The sequence below is a fragment of the Streptomyces sp. NPDC046712 genome (assembly GCF_040645695.1).
Taxonomy (GTDB): Bacteria; Actinomycetota; Actinomycetes; order Streptomycetales; family Streptomycetaceae; genus Streptomyces.
Genome location: NZ_JBEYYW010000007.1, coordinates 265,258 through 281,062 on the forward strand (window position 1 = coordinate 265,258; position 15,805 = coordinate 281,062).

Sequence of the window (15,805 nt, forward strand, 5' to 3'; positions counted from 1 at the left end):
GCGTCCCGCCCCAGCGGGCGCAAGCCCGGTCACCGTCTCTCACCTGCGCCTGCCTCTGCCCGTTCCGTCCTATGGGTTGCCACCTGCGGCACCGGAACCCGAACCTGCCCGCCCGCATGCCAGGCAAGGTTAGCTAACCGAACGCGCATGCGGAGGTGCGGGGCTACCGGGGGAACGACAGGCGGAGGCAGCGAATCTGGTCGGCTCACCAATGGCGTAGGCCCCTGCCGGTACGGCAGGGGCCTCGCTGTGGCTGAGCGCCCCCTCGCCCCCGGGGGAGCGACTTCTGAGCATCGAACTCTTCGAGCCGGGCCGACTGGCGTGCTCGGTCACAGTTACGGAGCGGGATAGTCGGCCCTCGAGCACGCCAGTCGCCCCCCTGAGTGCGATGGTTGGCCTGCGAAGCAGCGGACAGGAGGAGCTCCCGCCGGAGGTGGGTAGCGGAGCCAGTCACTGCACGCTTCCGTCACTTACGCCATGGTCCGCGCGCATCGCCACCCCGCGCGGGGCTCCGTCCGCCGCACCGCCGTGGCCGCCGACGGTGCGGCGGGTGACCGGCTGGCTCACCCGGCACCCCACCGCGCTGAGCGAGGGCGAACGCGCCAGCCTGCGGGAGGTCCTGGCCCGTTGCCCCGAACTGGACAAGGCCGCCGGACACGTCCGCGGCTTTGGCGAGATACTCGCAGACGCCTCGGCTCCCCACTCCCCACCTGGATCGATGCAGTCGCCGCCGGCCGGCTACCCGGTCTCACCGGCTTCGCGCTCCACCTGCTCCGAGATCTCGACGTCAGAGTTCCGTCGTCCAGATCCCGACAGGGTGCTCACCCGGTGGCAGCCACAACTGAGGCTGACTCCCGGTGCCTCTCCTCGGCCTGCTCTTCCCAGTGAAAGCGGTCATCTACATCGGGCCACGCAACTTGCAGCATGGGGAAAGGAGGCCGTCGGTAGAACCCGATGGCCTGCCCGAAGAAGGTCCGGTACCAGCGGAGATCGATCTGCCTGAGCACGACCTGGTGGCCGTCGACAACGTCAGGATGCTTCTGGCCGGCAGCCAGTACAGCACCTGCGGCGGACTTTGCTCCGAGCTTGTTGAGCATGCGGTGCATGACGTGGATATCGAGCCCGAACATGGCGAGCTCGGGTGCGCCGTGAGTGTGTGTGAGGCCGATCGTGTAGGCGAATCTAGGACCGATCTCGTCCTCGGGAACCATGGCCACGTGCCAGCCGTGCTGCTACACATTCTCGATGATCGTCAGATCCACGCGGTCCGCTTCGTCCCGGTCGCCGTAGTCATGGCAGAGCACGCAGCGGCACTGGAACCGATCATCAGTCATGTGCGGAGGCTACGAGGTGAGCGTTTGAGTCGGGCAGCCGGGGTTCGTGACCACCCTCTCAATCGAACGGCATCGTCACCTCCCCGACGACTCCGCAAGATCTGTGCCAGAACCGAGAAGGAGCAGCACTTCTACACCGAATCGTGAGGCGGTTGGTCGCTGTGGGCTCGCCGGAATATTCACGGGCTCGGGTTTCGACAGCGCCGGGCCTTCGAGCGCGTGTGGTCGTGAGTCGTGGGCGGCCGAGGTCAGCCGTGGCAGCGCAGCCGGACCAGGATCGTGTCGCCGGGCAGGGATGCGAGGTACACCTCACTACCCGGCCATTCGGTGGGCCCCGGAGGTTCGTGGGGGCAGTGGGCCGGGTCGCAGGTGGCGTGGAGGGCGTTGCTGCCTCCGTTCAGCCACCAGCCGTCGAGGGTGAGCACGTCCGTGTCCGGCGGGTACGGCCGGGTGAACTCGCGGATGTAGGCGTGCCGGTCGCCGTCGTAGTTGATGACACGGGTACGGCCGGGTGAACTCGCGGATGTAGGCGTGCCGGTCGCCGTCGTAGTTGATGACGGGGTGCTCTGCGGGGTCTGGGAATCTCAGGGTGCCCATGCCGAGGCTGAGGGGGTGGCCGAGGTAGGCATGGATCAGCGGCTGCTCGCGATAGGCGGCGAACATGTCGTCGCCCCAGCGGTCGTCCGGGAACGCGGCGGGGTCGTTCCACCAGCGATCCACGAAATCCGCGAGCGGTAGGGCTGGAGGATGTTCGGCGGACAGGCAGTGCCACAGATCCCAGGAGGCTGCGACCGCGCGCTCAGATGCGGCGAGCGGCTGTGAGAAGTCGAGCAGGGCACGCGGTCCTCCGGCGCAGACTCCCGGGGCACTGGGACAGGGCGTGCCGTCGTACTGGGGGTCGTCGTGGATGAGCCTTGGGTCGCTCTCATGGCCGGAGGCGATCGCGAACCCGCTGCCGTCGCTGCTGCCGTGAATTGTGCGCGAATCCCACATGCCGCGGTCGACGGGGTTGTCATCCGTGTCGAGTTAGAAAGGGGCGAGGGCCTCGTCGAGCGCACGCTCGATGTCGTTTGCGGCCTCGGCCGGCAGGCAGACCGTCACCCGTATGCCAGCCATCCATCCCTCCTCGGTGCGTCAACGATGGTGCCGTGCCGGCGGTCAGCGTCGCACTCGGACAGCCGGGAGCTGGAGGGCGGGGTCCTCACAGGCTTCGCCAAGGTGCTGTCGGGGCACGGCTACTCGCTCGGTTCGGGACCCGGCCGGTCTTCGACTCCCGACAGGCGTCTCAGGATTGAGCTCAGATGGAAGACGACCCCCGATGAGAACTGCCACGATCACGAGATAGAGGAGGTTCTGCTCGACAAAGTGGGCTCGCTAGGGCGCGTATCGAGTCGTGATCATCGGGTGGTCCTGGTGAGGTCTTTGATCCAGATCACCGAGGCGTGCAGGTGGAGACTGGCGAGGTCGCTGTCGGGAGTCTTGTCGTATCGGGTGTCTCACCGTCCCAGTTCCGGCCTCCTGGCACGTCACGCTCTGGGGCGGGTGAGGCACGTGGAGCCGACGTGAACCGACCGGTGCACTGATGTCCGGGCGGGGACTCATGGGACATGGCCCGGCACCCGGCTCAGGTTCCGGGGAGGATACGGCGCGTTTCGTAGGCCCACATCGCGATCTCGACCCGGTTGCGGGCGCCGAGTTTGGCCATCAGGCTGGCCAGATGCGTCTTCACCGTGCTGAGGCTGATGTGCAGTGCATCGGCGATCTCGGTGTTCGTCAGCCCGCGAGCGACGGCGAGGAGCACCTGCTCCTCGCGGGCGGTGACGGGGGAGACCGGCTGGGCCGCGGGCCGGCCGGCGGGCAGGTCCGCGAATGCCTGGAGCAGACGGACGGTGACGCTGGGCGCGATGAGCGCCTCACCGTCGGACGCCGACCGTACGGCTTGCGCCAGAAGGTCCGGTCCCGTGTCCTTGAGGAGGAATCCGCGGGCGCCGGCACGCAGTGAGCCGTAGACGTACTCGTCGAGGTCGAACGTGGTGATGACGACCACGGCCAGCGGGTCGGCGACGCCCGGGCCGGCGACCAGTCGGGTGGCCTCGAGCCCGTCGAGTACGGGCATGCGGATGTCGAACAGGCAGACGTCGGGGCGTAGTTCGCGGGCCAGACGTACCGCTTCCCGCCCGTCGGCGGCCTCGCCGACCACCTCGATGCCGGGCTGGGCGTTCAGCATGATCCGCAACCCGGTGCGGATGATCGTCTGGTCGTCAGCGACGAGGACGCGAATGGACACCGCTCTCGCTCCTCGCTCTCGGCAGTTCGGCTTCGACATGCCAGCCCCGGTCGGTACCCGGGCCGGCTCGTAGTGTGCCGCCGAGCAGGGTAGCGCGCTCGCGCAGTCCGGTAAGTCCGTATCCGTCGCGACCCCGGCCGGTGCGCCGGCCGTTGTCGCGCACGCTCACCCGCACCATGTGCCGTTCCGCGGCGACCCGGACGACGACCTCGGTCGCGTCGACCGCATGGCGCAGCGCGTTGGTCACCGACTCCTGCACGATGCGGTAGACGGCCGCGTCCACGGCCGGGGGCAGCGCGTCCAGCTCGCCGTCGAGCCCCAGGTCGACCCTGAGGCGGCCACCCGGGGTGCGCACCAGGCGCTCCAGATCCGCGACTCCGGCAGGGGGCGCCAGCTCGGCGCCGACCCCGCGGTCGCGCAGCGCGGCGACCATGGCGCGCATTTCCTCCAGCGTGCGCGCCCCTTCCTCCTCGACCCCCTCCAGCGCCTCGACGGCGGCGGACGGATCGATGCCCGCGAGCACACGGCCCGCCTGGGCGATGATCACCATGGCCGACACGTGGTGGGCCACCGTGTCGTGCAGTTCCCGGGCGAGCTGTTCGCGCTCGCGGGAGCGCACCTGCTCCACCTGCCGCTCGCGAGCGGTCACCCGGAACCGCACGGCAGCTCCGACCACGCCGGGCAGCAGCAGGAAGACGAAGCCCACGACATTTTCGAGGACCGGGGTCTCGTCCGTGACGGAACACAGCGCGCCGGCCGCGAGGATCACCGCGCCGCCCAGCACGATCTCCCGTCCCGATCCCCACCGGGGCAGCGCGTACACCAGCACGAGCACGACCGCGCCGGTGTACAGGCCGACGGGCTCGCGCGGTGCGGCGACGAGCGAAGCCACCTGAAGCAGGATCACCGAGCCGAACGCCAGCGTCACCATCGCCAGCGGGCGGGTCCGGCGCCACAGGGGCAGCAGGCACAGCCATACGGCGAACACCACCGCCACCGGCCGCCACACGACGTTCTCGCGCAGGGTGGCCTCCAGCACCACACCGCCCAGGCCCACGGCGAGCAGCGCCCAGTCCCGCCACACCCGGGCGGGCGCGTCGGGCGGCCGGGGTTCGGTCCACAGGGTTCGCAGGTCGTCTCGTAGCACGGTTCTCAGCCTAGGCACCGCGCCGTGCCGCGCATCGGCCGAAAGGACGGGTCGTCACTCCGCCCCGGGGCCGACGGATCCGCGGCCCGCGGGCCGATGCCGCGGAGCGCCGTGGCGACGAGCCTCGACATCGGCGGCCGTACAAGGACGGCCGACGAGGTGGTTGGAGGACCCGATGCTCTCGAAAGCCCTGTTGCGCCTGGGCGCAAGCGCCGCCCGCCATCCCTGGCGGGTGATCGCGGCATGGCTGATCGCCGCCACGCTCGCCGTCCTCGCCGCCGTCGCCTTCGGCGGGCGGAATGCGGATTCGATGACCGCTCCGGGACTGGACTCCCAGCGGGCCGCGGAACTGATCGAGCGGGCCGGCACCGGCCAGGAGGGGATGACCGCCCAAGTGGTCGTCACCCCCCTCGACGACGGTGCGACGTTCTTCGACGACGACGGCGCGCGCACCGCTCTCACGCGGCTGCAGACCGAGGTGAAGCGGCTGCCGCACGTGCTCGGCACGAGCGACCCGGCGGGGGCACTCGACGCGGGCGGGGACACCGCCGTGCGCGGCGGCCTCGTCTCGGCCGACGGGCGGATCGCGGTCGTCCGGGTGCAGTACCCCGACCAGAGCCGGCTGTCGGCCGAAGACCTCGACGCCCTCGTCGATCTCGGCGACCGGCTGCGCGCCGAACTGCCCCTGCGCATCGAGATGGGCGGGAACCTCTTCTACGCCTTCTCCGACCCCAACGGCGGCGTGAGCGAGTTGATCGGCCTCCTCGCCGCGGCTGCGATCCTGTTCCTGGCGTTCGGTTCGCTCGTCGCCGCCGCGCTGCCGATCGGCATGGCGGTCTTCGGACTGACCGTCGGGGTCGCCACGATGACGGTACTGGCGGGGGTGACGGACGTCCCCACCTTCGCACCGGTCCTGGGCAGCATGGTCGGGCTCGGAGTGGGCATCGACTACGCGTTGTTCGTGCTCGCCAGGCACCGGGAGTACCTCGCGCGCGGGCTCGATCCGCACGAGGCGGCCGGACGAGCGGTGGCCACGGCGGGGCGGCCGGTGGTCTTCGCCGGCGGCACCGTCATCGTGTCGATCCTCGGCCTGGCGGTCGCGAACGTGCCGTTCATGACGGTGGGCGGGTTCGCCGTCTCGATCGTCGTCCTGATCATGGTGCTCGCGTCGGTGACGCTGCTGCCGGCCTTCCTCGGCGCGGCCGGCCCGCGTCTGGGCCGGGCCGGTCGGATCGGCCGGGCTCTTCGGGCCCGGCGGCTCGGCCGACGGCGGGGCGCGGCGCCGGACGCCGTCCCCGCCGCCGGGTGGCGGCGCTGGATCGGCCACGTCAGCCGGCACCCGGTACCGTACGCGGTCGGCGCGGCGGGGCTGCTGCTGACGGCGACGCTGCCCCTGCTCGGCCTGCGCGTCGGCCTGCCCGACGACGGCTCACTGCCTCAGAGCCGTACCGAGCGCCGCGCGTACGACCTCGTCGCCGAGGGGTTCGGCCCGGGCACCAACGGTCCCCTCGTCATCGCCGCGGACCCCGCCGGTGTTCCGGGAGTGCTGGACCGTCTCGTCGCCAAGGTCGCGGCGGATCCGGGTATCGCATCCGTCGCGCCGACGCACGTCGATCGGGCCACCGGCATCGCGACCCTCGTGGTGTTCCCGACCACCGGCCCTCAGGACAAGGCCACGGCCGACACCATCGCCCGGCTGCGCAGCGAGGTGCTGCCCACGGCGATCGGGCACGGCCCGGCCAGGGCACACGTCGGCGGCGCCGCCGCGAGCCTGTCGGACGTGGGCCGACGCACCAGCGAACGTCTGCCGGTGTTCGTCGCCGCCGTGCTGGCGATGTCGTTCCTGCTGCTGATGCTGGTCTTCCGTTCGGTCGTCGTACCGCTCAAGGCGGTGCTGCTGAACCTGCTGAGCATCGGCGCGGCCTACGGCATCATGGTCGCGGTCTTCCAGTGGGGCTGGGGAGGCGCACTCATCGGGCTGGAAGCGACGGTTCCGATCGTGTCGTTCATCCCGATGTTCCTCTTCGCCATCCTGTTCGGCCTGTCGATGGACTACGAGGTGTTCCTCCTCTCCCGCGTACGCGAGGAGTACCTGCGCACCGGCGACAACGGCACGGCGATCGTTGAAGGCATCTCGGGCACCGCCCGGATCATCACCTCGGCCGCCCTCATCATGGTGGCGGTCTTCCTGTCCTTCGCCGTCGCCGACGACCCCTCCGCCAAGATGTTCGGGCTCGGCCTGGCCACCGCGATCTTCATCGACGCCACGGTCGTACGCATGGTGCTGGTACCGGCGACCATGACACTCCTCGGCCGGACCAACTGGTGGCTGCCGAAGTGGCTGGACCGGATGCTTCCCCGCGGCCCGGTCGGCACCGACGACACCGACGCGGAATCCACGGGTGAGACCCCGCGTCCACGGCTGGTCGACCGTTGACTCAACTCCTGCCCGCCCTTGGCGTCCGGCACCTCAGCGCGTCACCTAGGGGCATATCGAGTCGTGATCATCGGTGGTCCTGGTGAGGTCCTTGGTCCAGATCATCGAGGCGCGCAGGTGGAGACCGGCGAGGTAGCTGTCGGGAGTCTTGTTCGTATCGGGTGGCGATGTCTCGCCATGCTTTGAGCTTGTTGATCAGGCGTTCGACGGTGTTCCGCTCCTTGGAGAGATCGGCCTCGTGGCTGACGGGTCGGCCACCTCTGGAGCCCTTCTTTCTTCCGGTTGGCGGCCTGACCCTTCTTCGGGATGACCGCCTTGATACGGCGTTTGCACAGGTGGGCGCGGTTTCCGCGGGACGAGTACGCCTTGTCCCCGGCGACCGCGTCCGGCTCCGCCGACGCCGGATACGCCGTCGCTTTTCCCGCTCGGGATCGTCTTCGGTGTCCTGCCCGGTTTGTTCGTCGCAGCCGCCCCCTTTGACCTGGTCTTCTCCTCGGCGGCGGCCTTCTCTAGAGCGATAACGACGTCCTGACCCAGGTACATCCCGGCAGCGTCGTGGTGGGCCCGCGCGGTGGTGGAGTCGATGCTGACCAGGGACAGGTCCACCTCACCCCGCTTCGCGGCTTCCGTGATCAGGCCCTCCTGCAGGGCCTCGATGACTCCGGCGTCACACCACTGCCGGAAGCGGTTGTGGACGGTCGACCAGGCGCCGAACTCCGTCGGCATCTCCCGCCACTGCCCGCCCGTCTTGAACCGCCAGATCACGCCCTCGAACTGCTGCCGCAGTCGCTCGGGGTACGGGCCGTACTCGCCGATCGGCAGGTACGGCTCGATGAACTCCCAATTCGGATCAGTCAGTTGCACTCGCGTCACGTAAGACCGTCTATCGCACCGGACCGTGCCACGAAGGCACATCCCGCAAATTGATCACGACTCGATACGCGCCCTAGAGGCCTGAGGTCGAGGTGTCTCCTTGAGTGGTCGAGACGGCGTCCGGCGGAGGGCCGTCGGCGCGACGCGACCTCGGACGTGGAGGAGACGGAGTGCAGTTCGTCCCAGGGGACTTTGGTGGCGCAGCCTTCCTCGATGTCGCTGCCTTCGCACCGTACCGGCTGGGAGACTGCCCCGGTGGGAGTCGAAGTCGAGCATCCCGGCGCAGGCCCTCCAGGCCCGGGCGTCGGTGGCCCGGCCGACGGCATCTCCCCGACGGCGTCGGACCTGCGGCGAACGGTCTTCATGCAGCAAGTTCATCAAGGTGTGCAACCGAGATGACATTTCCGCACGTTGTCGCACGGGTGCGACTCTCCTGGCTGCGGCCTGGGGTCGTAGCGCCTTCCTGCTGGCTGCCACTGGATGCACCCGCACGGAGCAGGCCGCGTGGGGTGCTGACGTACCGGTGTTTGTGCAGGTCCAATAGGCCGTGGGTCCGATGCTCGTACGGAGGGATGGTTCCTTGCGCTGGCGGTACGCCCAGGTTGGGGCTTCCCTGGCCGTATGTGCTGCCTTCGGCCGCGTGGCGGGCGAGTGGCACGGTTTGCAGGAGCGAGGAGGACTCATGGCCAAGGACAACAAGCAGAATGCGACGCTCGAAGAGGCGCGGGCGGGACTGCAGCGAGCCGCCGCAGAGGTCAACCGCGTACTGGGCCTGCAGGGGCTGAGCACCAGCGGCGGCCACACGACTGAACTGGCGGCGTTCCACAGCACCATCTCCAATGGCTGCAGCGCGTTGAGCATCGGATGCCACCCCGTCTGATGACACCTACGCGAACCCACGTCTGCGGAGGCCGTTCACCAGGCCTCGGCGGGTGAGCGGCCATGGACCGTCTCGGAGCCATGGCCGCTCACCATCTCTACGGTTTTGTCGACCCTAAATACTACGAACCGCTCTCGCGCTACCGGATCACTCCCGACCACTACAACGCCCTTCGGCAGCTGCTGCCGGACACGTGGGTGCTGGAGCGCGGCGACGTCTGGCTCCAAGCCCGGGTGAAGAGTGGGACTCGAGGGCGGAACACGACGCTGCCCGCACAGGGCTTCAAGATCCACGTCTCTTCCACTCCCGCGCATGCGCTGCGGCTCTTCGAACTCGTGGTGCCCGTGTGCGTGGAGCACGACGTCGAGTTCAAGGCCGCCGCCGACCCCGTATTGCTGCGCCTGATCAACTCCAAGACGCAGGAACGTGGCTACTCGGGCAAGTTCATGACGATCTACCCACCTGGCCTGGATGCCTTCACCGAACTGATCGAGCGCCTGTACCAGCGGACGAGAGACGAGCCGGCCGAGGGTCCGTACATCCTTTCGGACCGCCGCTACCGCGACAGTAAGGTCATCTTCTACCGGTACGGAGGGTTCAGGCCCGCGTGGCGGCTCAACGTCGACGGCACGAAGAGCAGCTTTCTTGTGTCGCCCTCCGGCGAGCACGTGGCCGATCAGCGTCTGCCGTACTTTCACCTGCCCGCGTGGGTCAGCGACCCGTTCGGTCAGGAGCCCGGCGAGCAGTCCCACGTCGACGACGCCCACGTCGACGAAGCCGACGGCGACGATGTTCAGGGCGACGACGCCACGGGCCAGGCATCAGCAGCGGGCACCGGCGCCACCCTCCTGAAGGACCGCTTTCTCATCGAGGGCGCGATGACCTTCTCCAACGCCGGCGGTGTTTATCACGGCACGGATCAGCACACCCTCAAGCCCGTCGTCGTCAAGGAAGCCCGTCGTCTCACCAACTGCTTCACGAGCGGCGACCGGACCTGGGACGCGGTCGACGTGCTGCGTCACGAGTACGACGTACTGCGACACCTGGAAGGGCTGGCGTTCGTTCCCCGGCCTGTCGACCTGTTCCAGGAATGGGAGCACACCTTCCTGGTCGAAGAACGGGTGGACGGTGTCGCCTTTCACGACTTCTGGGCGCGGGAAGAGGTCATCCTCGCTCCGTACATCCACCGGGAAGGTCGGGTGGAGCAGTTCGCACCGAAGTTCAGGGACGTCGCCGCGCGGCTGATCCGGATGGTCGAGGAGGTCCACGCACGAGGCGTGGTGCTCGGCGATCTTTCCCCGAACAACGTCCTGATCGACCCCGGGACGCTCCACATGTGGTTCATCGACTTCGAAAGCGCTGCCCGTGACGACGACATGGCCGAGATGCTGGCGTACGGGGCTCGATGGGGCACACCCGGATTCCTGCACCCGGAGCGGTCATCCCGCGACAGACTTCTTCCCCGTGACGACTGGTACGCCACCGCCATGATCCTCTACAGCTGCGCCCTCCCCGCGACCGCGTTGTTCGGCCTCAACCCCGTCGCCCAGGACCGCATGCTCGACAGTCTCGTGGAACTGGGCCTGCCCGCCCCTGTGAAATCCGTCGTCTCCTGCCTCACGGCCGGTGCGGTGGAAGAGGCGAAGTCCGTCCTGGCCGAATGGGAAACCGGGTGACACCATGCGAACTGCGGTAACCGACGCCCCCGCGAGGCGGGGGGCCCAGGCAGGCACCGAGGCCGACGTACGACGCACTCTCCGCGGTATCGCCGACACGCTGCTGCGTACCGCCGACCACGGGCGCACCGACCGCCTGTGGCCGTCCGACTACACGGTCTTCGCGACGAACCCCCTCAGTCTCGCCTACGGCGCCTGCGGCCCCGCGCTTCTTCTCCGTGCCACCACGCCGACGGCCGCGCTGCCGGCGGACGTGACCTCCTGGCTGCTGAGGCAACCGCTGTCCACCGACACCTACCCGCCCGGCCTGTATGTCGGACTGGCAGGCATCGCCTGGGCGTTCCACAGTCTCGGCCTTGAGGACCGGGCCGAGTCCGTTATGGAAATGGCGTACAAGTCCCCGCTGCTGTTCGAGGAACCGGGCGTGCTCCTGGGAGCCGCGGGGTGGGGATCAGCCGCCTTGCGTTTCCACGCCACCACCGGCAGCCAGGTCCATCTGGATCACGCGGTACGGGCGGGCGATTCGATCCTTGAGTCAGCCGAACAGGAGGGCGCGACATCGTACTGGCGGCGCCGTCAGGACGACCTCGTGCACTACGGCTACGGTTACGGCGCAAGTGGGATCGCCCTCTTCCTTCTCCATCTGTACACGCGGACCGGCGACGCCCGGTACCGCACCTGCGCGCTCCGCGCCCTGGAGTTCGACCTGAACCATGTGCGCGAGAGTGGCGTGGGGATGCAGTGGCCGAGGTTCCAGGACGACACCGTCGTGTATCCGTACTGGATCCACGGCAGCGCCGGCGTCGGCAGCGTCCTGATCCGCTTCCACCACCTGCTCGGCATCGAGCGCTACGGCGTCCTCGCCCGGCGTGTCGCCGACGACACGTTTATCAGGTACTCCTACACACCCGGCCTGTTCGAAGGTCTCGCCGGAATCGGCGAACTCATGCTGGACATGTACCGGTTCACCGGTGAGGAGCAGTACCGCGGCAAGGCTTTCATGATCGCCGACACGATCCAGTGGTTCAGGATCGAGACCGAAGACGGCACTGCGTTTCCCGGCCGAGCGCTCTCCAGGATCACGCACGACTACGCGACCGGATCGGCGGGCATCGGCCTGTTTCTGTCCCGTCTCCTCCACGCAGGAGATCGCGCCTTCGTCGACATGGACATCTAAGACACTCCTTGGGGTCTGTCGTTTGGATCAGGCCGGGATACGGGTCCCTGCGCCGCCGACTCTGATCCGCCGGTCGCCCGCCCGCAGTTCCACCGTCAGGACGCCGGGGCGCCCCATGTCCTCCCCCTGGTGGAGGGTGAGAACCGTCGCCTCGGGCACGAGCCCGAGCTCACGGGCGTACGCACCGAAGGCGGCGGCCGCCGCCCCGGTTGCTGGGTCCTCCACCACACCGCCCACCGGGAACGGATCGCGGACGTGGAAGACCTCCCCAGACGCGCGCCAGACCAACTGCACCGTCGTCAGGTCGAGCCGGTGCATCAGGGCTTCCAGGCGGGCGAAGTCGTACGCCAGGCGGGCCAGCCGCTCTCGGGTCGCGGCGGCCAGGATCAGATGGCGGGCGCCCGCGAAGGCGATGCGAGGAGGCAGGGCGGGATCGAGGTCGCCGGCCGGCCAGTCGAGCGCGGCGAGCGCCTCGGCCAAGTCCTCGGCCGCGACCTCCTCGATGTGCGGCTCGACGCTGGTGAGGGTGGCCCGCAGCGTCCCACCCTCCGGCGTCACGGTGACCAGCACGGTCCCGGCCCGCGTGCTGTGACCGCAGAAGGGCACCTCCGCACCTCCGCCTTGGGGCTGAATTGACTTCCGCTCCCCGGCCTAAAGGCCGGGGATTCCTACCACGGTCGTCTGACCGTCTCGGTGGGTTCCTGCTTCTTCGCGCTGTGCGGGGACAGGTCCCCGTCTTACCCGCGCTCGACAGGCTGATGCCGCCAGTCCGGCGGCCTTGGCGACGTTGACCGCCGCGTTGATGTCCCGGTCAAGGACAGCTCCGCACGCCCCGCACGTCCATTCGCGGACGTTCAGGGATTTGGGGCCGTCCTTGACGCCGCAGGCCTAGCAGACCTGAGAGGTCGGCTCGAAGCGGCCGACGCGGTGGAAGGAACGCCCGTACCGGGCGGCCTTGTACTCCAGCATCGCGACGAACGCCGACCATCCGGCGTCGTGCACGGACTTAGCCATACGCGTACGAGCGAGACCCTTGACCGCCAGGTCCTCAACGGCAACCGCTTGGTTCTCACGGTGATCTTCGTTGAGAGCTGGTGGTGGAACTCGCGCCGAGCGTCGGCCACCGCGCCGTGGGTGCGGGCGACCTTGATTCGGGCCTTGGTCCGGTTTGCCGCCCTTCGCCTTCCGGCTCAGGTGCCGCTGTGCCTTCTTTAGCTTCTTCTCCGCCCGGCGCAGGAAGCGGGGGCTGTCGATCTTCGTGCCGTCGGAGAGGATCGCGAAGTGCGACAGGCCGAGGTCGACGCCGACCACGGCGTCCGTCTCGGGCAGCGTCTCGGGCTCGGTCTCGACCACGAACGACGCGAAGTACCTATCGGCCGCGTCCTTGACCACGGTCACCGCGGACGGGGTCGAGGGCAGAGCGCGGGACCACTTCACTCGCACGTTGCCGATCTTCGGCAACGACAGGTCCCCGCCGGTAGTGATCTTCCAGCGGGCATTGGCGGTGAACCGCACGGCCTGCCGGTTGTCTTTCCGGCTCTTGAACCGGGGCGAGCCCATGCGCGGGCGCTTGCCCTTCAACCCGTCGAAGAAGTTCCGGTACGCCGTGTCGAGGTCCCGGAGGGACTGTTGCAGCACCACGGCCGAGACCTCGCCGAGCCAGGCCCGTTCTTCGGTCTTCTTCGCCTCGGTGATCAGCAGCTTCGAAAGGTCACCAGTCTTCATGAATGCCCCACCGCTTGCGCGGGCGGTCTCACGGGCCCGAAGCGCGTCGTTGTACACCACCCGCGCACACCCGAACGCACGGGCCAGCGCACTGCGCTGAGGCCCGTTCGGGTAGAGGCGGAAAGAGTACCGGAGCCGCATGCCGATCACTGTACTGCAGTTGGTTTATGGCTGACACGCAGAACATCCGTGCAGGCAGACACTGCGCTTTCGCACTCCATGCCCACTTGGTTTTCGTGACGAAGTACCAGCAAAAGGTCTTCAACGACGCGCATCTCAAGCGGATGGAGGAGATCATGTGCGCCGTCTGCGAGGACTTCGAAGTGGAGATGGTGGACTTCAACGGCGAGAACAACCACGTGCACTTGCTGGTGAACTTCCCACCGAAGGTGGCGCTGTCGAAGCTGGTCAACTCACTCAAGGGTGTCAGCTCCCGCAGGCTCCGCCAGGAGTACCCGGCACTCCTGGCGGGCACAACGCCTGTGGTCCGGCTCGTACTTCGCCGGGTCGGTCGGTGGGGCTCCGCTGTCGATCGTCCGTCAGTACATCGAGCAGCAGAATCGTCCGCTCTAGCCCGCGGGTCAGAGTACTTCTCAAATCGCTTCACCACCGGGCTAAAGCCCGATGCACTGCGATTAGACCCGGTAGCGGATGGTGTACGCGCGCCCGACGTCCGACGCGCCCGAGCCCGCTCCCGCGAACGGCGCCGTCAGGAACGCGCTCTCGCTGTAGCCGACTTCGGCGGCGACCGCCAGCATTTCCTCGTCGCTGAGGCCCGTGGCGTCGAGAACGATTCCGCAGGATTGCCTCCCTCGGGATCGTCGGCGGAGGCGGTGTAACGCAGGACCTCGGGGGTTTCCCGTACGGGGCTCATGCCGGGGGAACGGCGCCCAGCCCCAAGATGGTTCCCCGAGTACGGGGACTGTCACCGTGCTCCGTGCCCGACCCGACTTACCCGCGGGCGCGGTCAAGACGGCGGTGCACCATCGACAGGGGTCGTCAGCAGCCCCAGCAGCGAGAACGTCTGCGACCGCGGTGACGGTGGTGGGCGGCCGGGGGCGAACTTCTTCTTGGCGTAGGTCATCTATGCCCCTGCTGGGCCTACTCTTTCTGCAGGCCAGCCGACCAAATCGCATGAGCACGCGCCTGCAGGCGGGAATTCCTCAACTCCCCAAGCGCGTCCGGACGTTGAAGTCCGTCCTGCCCGTGTCCTGCACGTTGCTGCGGCCGAGCTGTCACTGGCCCGGCTCCGCTTGGTGAAAGGCGGGGAAGCGGTGCAGGAGCCGGCCTAGCCCATCCATCTGCAGCCGGTGCGGCTCCGCCGGCGGGCCGGGCAGCCGCTGAAGGACCGCGTCCGGGGCAACGGTTCCAGCGACTGGGCAAGCGTACGAACGAGCGGGGAAAGCAGGTCTGCGCCCGGCACGCCGTACTCCACCGCCTTCCACGCCCCCTCGTGGACCTGGTGCTCGACTAACGGCATTCCGAAGGCGTGCGCCATGTCCTTCCCGAACGGCGCCGGATCCTGGTGGGCATCGACGCCGGATTGCCTTCGTTCCAGATCCACTCGCCGCCGGCGCCGACCAGGTTGAAGGAGCCGGTGGTGGGCACCATCCCGGCCTGGTCGCGGCAGCAGGCGACGGCGTCTGCCGGCGCCTTGCGGCGTACGCGAGGCGCTTGAACGGCTCATCTGACAGCACCGCGACTCGGGCGAGCGCGGCCCGCGATCCCTCGCGACTGGGCACCTCGCGGCGCACCCGGGGAGAGTTGAGCATCGCCACGCAGGCCATTTCGAACTGCGGGAGCGCCTGCCAGGCCATCACGGGCTCGATTCCGATCCGCTCGAAGTCGGCCTCCTCCAGGCCCTCACCCTTGTGGCCGGGCAGCTCGCTATGGCCCGCAGCCGCCCACCTTATGCGTACAAGGGCGGCCGAAGGACCCCGATCGCCCCGTGCGCGAGAACCGCCGAGTGCCGGTCTTCCCCATGCTGTGACATTGCCCTGAGGCTTGGCCGGGCGGATGAAATTCCTTCGCTCGGGGCGCTGTTGGTGTTCTACGGTGGAGGTCGCCGGGTGGAGCAGGTCGGTAGCTCGCTGGGCTCATAACCCAGAGGTCGCGGGTTCGAATCCCGCCTCGGCCACGATGGAGTCGGGCCCGTCGCACATGGTGCGGCGGGCCCGACCGCCTTCTTCCCCCGAACGTGAAGCATGAGATGCCTCCCGGCCAGACCGCCTCTTGGCGGCTCAGCCACCCAGGGAGGCCCCGCACCAAG

9 protein-coding genes, 1 tRNA gene and 5 pseudogenes are annotated in these 15,805 nt (G+C 68.6%); 6 read left to right on the forward strand and 9 right to left on the reverse strand.

The features are described from left to right. Positions 1-821: 821 nt before the first annotated feature. The 4 genes from ABZ939_RS12720 to ABZ939_RS12735 all read right to left on the reverse strand — a co-directional run bounded on the left by ABZ939_RS12720 (position 822) and on the right by ABZ939_RS12735 (position 4,768). Positions 822-1,211, reverse strand: coding sequence for a DUF4262 domain-containing protein (locus ABZ939_RS12720; RefSeq protein WP_361852573.1), 390 nt, complete (start codon positions 1,209-1,211; stop codon positions 822-824). Between the two features lie 371 nt (positions 1,212-1,582). Continuing rightward, positions 1,583-1,759 carry a hypothetical protein gene (locus ABZ939_RS12725; RefSeq protein ID WP_361852576.1) on the reverse strand — a complete coding sequence of 59 codons (177 nt, stop codon included), beginning with the start codon at positions 1,757-1,759 and terminating at the stop codon, positions 1,583-1,585. Positions 1,760-2,958: 1,199 nt separating this feature from the next. Then, positions 2,959-3,621: a response regulator transcription factor gene (locus ABZ939_RS12730; RefSeq protein WP_147977719.1), complete on the reverse strand. Its 663-nt coding sequence runs from the start codon at positions 3,619-3,621 to the stop codon at positions 2,959-2,961. Continuing rightward, positions 3,596-4,768: a histidine kinase gene (locus ABZ939_RS12735; RefSeq protein ID WP_361852579.1), complete on the reverse strand. Its 1,173-nt coding sequence runs from the start codon at positions 4,766-4,768 to the stop codon at positions 3,596-3,598. Before ABZ939_RS12735 ends, ABZ939_RS12730 begins: the two co-directional genes overlap by 26 nt. Before the next feature lie 175 nt (positions 4,769-4,943). On the opposite strand from ABZ939_RS12735, the gene ABZ939_RS12740 reads away from it, so the two are divergent. Further along, a complete protein-coding gene (locus tag ABZ939_RS12740) occupies positions 4,944-7,205 on the forward strand; it encodes an MMPL family transporter (protein WP_361852581.1) in 2,262 nt (753 codons plus the stop codon). Positions 7,206-7,250: 45 nt separating this feature from the next. On the opposite strand, the pseudogene ABZ939_RS12745 reads toward ABZ939_RS12740, so the two are convergent. Next, positions 7,251-8,078: pseudogene (locus ABZ939_RS12745) on the reverse strand (IS5 family transposase). 682 nt (positions 8,079-8,760) lie between these two features. Between ABZ939_RS12745 and ABZ939_RS12750 the strand changes: the two are divergent. The 3 genes from ABZ939_RS12750 to ABZ939_RS12760 all read left to right on the forward strand — a co-directional run bounded on the left by ABZ939_RS12750 (position 8,761) and on the right by ABZ939_RS12760 (position 11,811). Continuing rightward, the gene (locus ABZ939_RS12750; protein WP_361852584.1) at positions 8,761-8,958 is read left to right on the forward strand and encodes a hypothetical protein; all 198 of its coding nucleotides are present in this window, start codon (positions 8,761-8,763) and stop codon (positions 8,956-8,958) included. Positions 8,959-9,020: 62 nt separating this feature from the next. Beyond that, a complete protein-coding gene (locus ABZ939_RS12755) occupies positions 9,021-10,634 on the forward strand; it encodes a hypothetical protein (protein ID WP_361852585.1) in 1,614 nt (537 codons plus the stop codon). A 4-nt stretch (positions 10,635-10,638) separates the two neighbouring features. Beyond that, complete coding sequence (locus ABZ939_RS12760) at positions 10,639-11,811, forward strand: lanthionine synthetase C family protein (RefSeq protein WP_361852588.1); 1,173 nt, start codon at positions 10,639-10,641, stop codon at positions 11,809-11,811. Positions 11,812-11,838: 27 nt separating this feature from the next. On the opposite strand, the pseudogene ABZ939_RS12765 reads toward ABZ939_RS12760, so the two are convergent. The 3 genes and pseudogenes from ABZ939_RS12765 to ABZ939_RS12775 all read right to left on the reverse strand — a co-directional run. Further along, positions 11,839-12,399, reverse strand: a pseudogene (locus ABZ939_RS12765) (PhzF family phenazine biosynthesis protein); the annotation flags it as partial. 63 nt (positions 12,400-12,462) lie between these two features. Next, a pseudogene (locus ABZ939_RS12770) lies at positions 12,463-12,684 on the reverse strand (zinc ribbon domain-containing protein); the annotation flags it as partial. A 15-nt stretch (positions 12,685-12,699) separates the two neighbouring features. Beyond that, complete coding sequence (locus tag ABZ939_RS12775; protein WP_361852590.1) at positions 12,700-13,677, reverse strand: RNA-guided endonuclease TnpB family protein; 978 nt, start codon at positions 13,675-13,677, stop codon at positions 12,700-12,702. A 26-nt stretch (positions 13,678-13,703) separates the two neighbouring features. Here ABZ939_RS12775 and tnpA point away from each other — a divergent pair. Beyond that, positions 13,704-14,109 (forward strand): annotated as a pseudogene (tnpA, locus tag ABZ939_RS12780) (IS200/IS605 family transposase). Positions 14,110-14,243: 134 nt separating this feature from the next. On the opposite strand, the pseudogene ABZ939_RS12785 reads toward tnpA, so the two are convergent. Continuing rightward, positions 14,244-14,410: pseudogene (locus ABZ939_RS12785) on the reverse strand (PhzF family phenazine biosynthesis protein); the annotation flags it as partial. A gap of 1,189 nt (positions 14,411-15,599) precedes the next feature. Between ABZ939_RS12785 and ABZ939_RS12790 the strand changes: the two are divergent. Then, a tRNA-Met gene (locus tag ABZ939_RS12790) sits at positions 15,600-15,673 on the forward strand. The last annotated feature ends 132 nt before the right edge of the window (positions 15,674-15,805 follow it).

What these genes read in the sequence shown, in the direction of transcription:
- ABZ939_RS12720 (WP_361852573.1), bottom strand. Translation starts at nt 1,211, where the DNA reads ATGGTTCCCGAGGACGAGATCGGTCCTAGATTCGCCTACACGATCGGC.
- ABZ939_RS12740 (WP_361852581.1), top strand. Translation starts at nt 4,944, where the DNA reads ATGCTCTCGAAAGCCCTGTTGCGCCTGGGCGCAAGCGCCGCCCGCCAT.
- ABZ939_RS12750 (WP_361852584.1), top strand. Translation starts at nt 8,761, where the DNA reads ATGGCCAAGGACAACAAGCAGAATGCGACGCTCGAAGAGGCGCGGGCG.
- ABZ939_RS12755 (WP_361852585.1), top strand. Translation starts at nt 9,021, where the DNA reads ATGGACCGTCTCGGAGCCATGGCCGCTCACCATCTCTACGGTTTTGTC.
- ABZ939_RS12760 (WP_361852588.1), top strand. Translation starts at nt 10,639, where the DNA reads ATGCGAACTGCGGTAACCGACGCCCCCGCGAGGCGGGGGGCCCAGGCA.
- ABZ939_RS12775 (WP_361852590.1), bottom strand. Translation starts at nt 13,677, where the DNA reads ATGCGGCTCCGGTACTCTTTCCGCCTCTACCCGAACGGGCCTCAGCGC.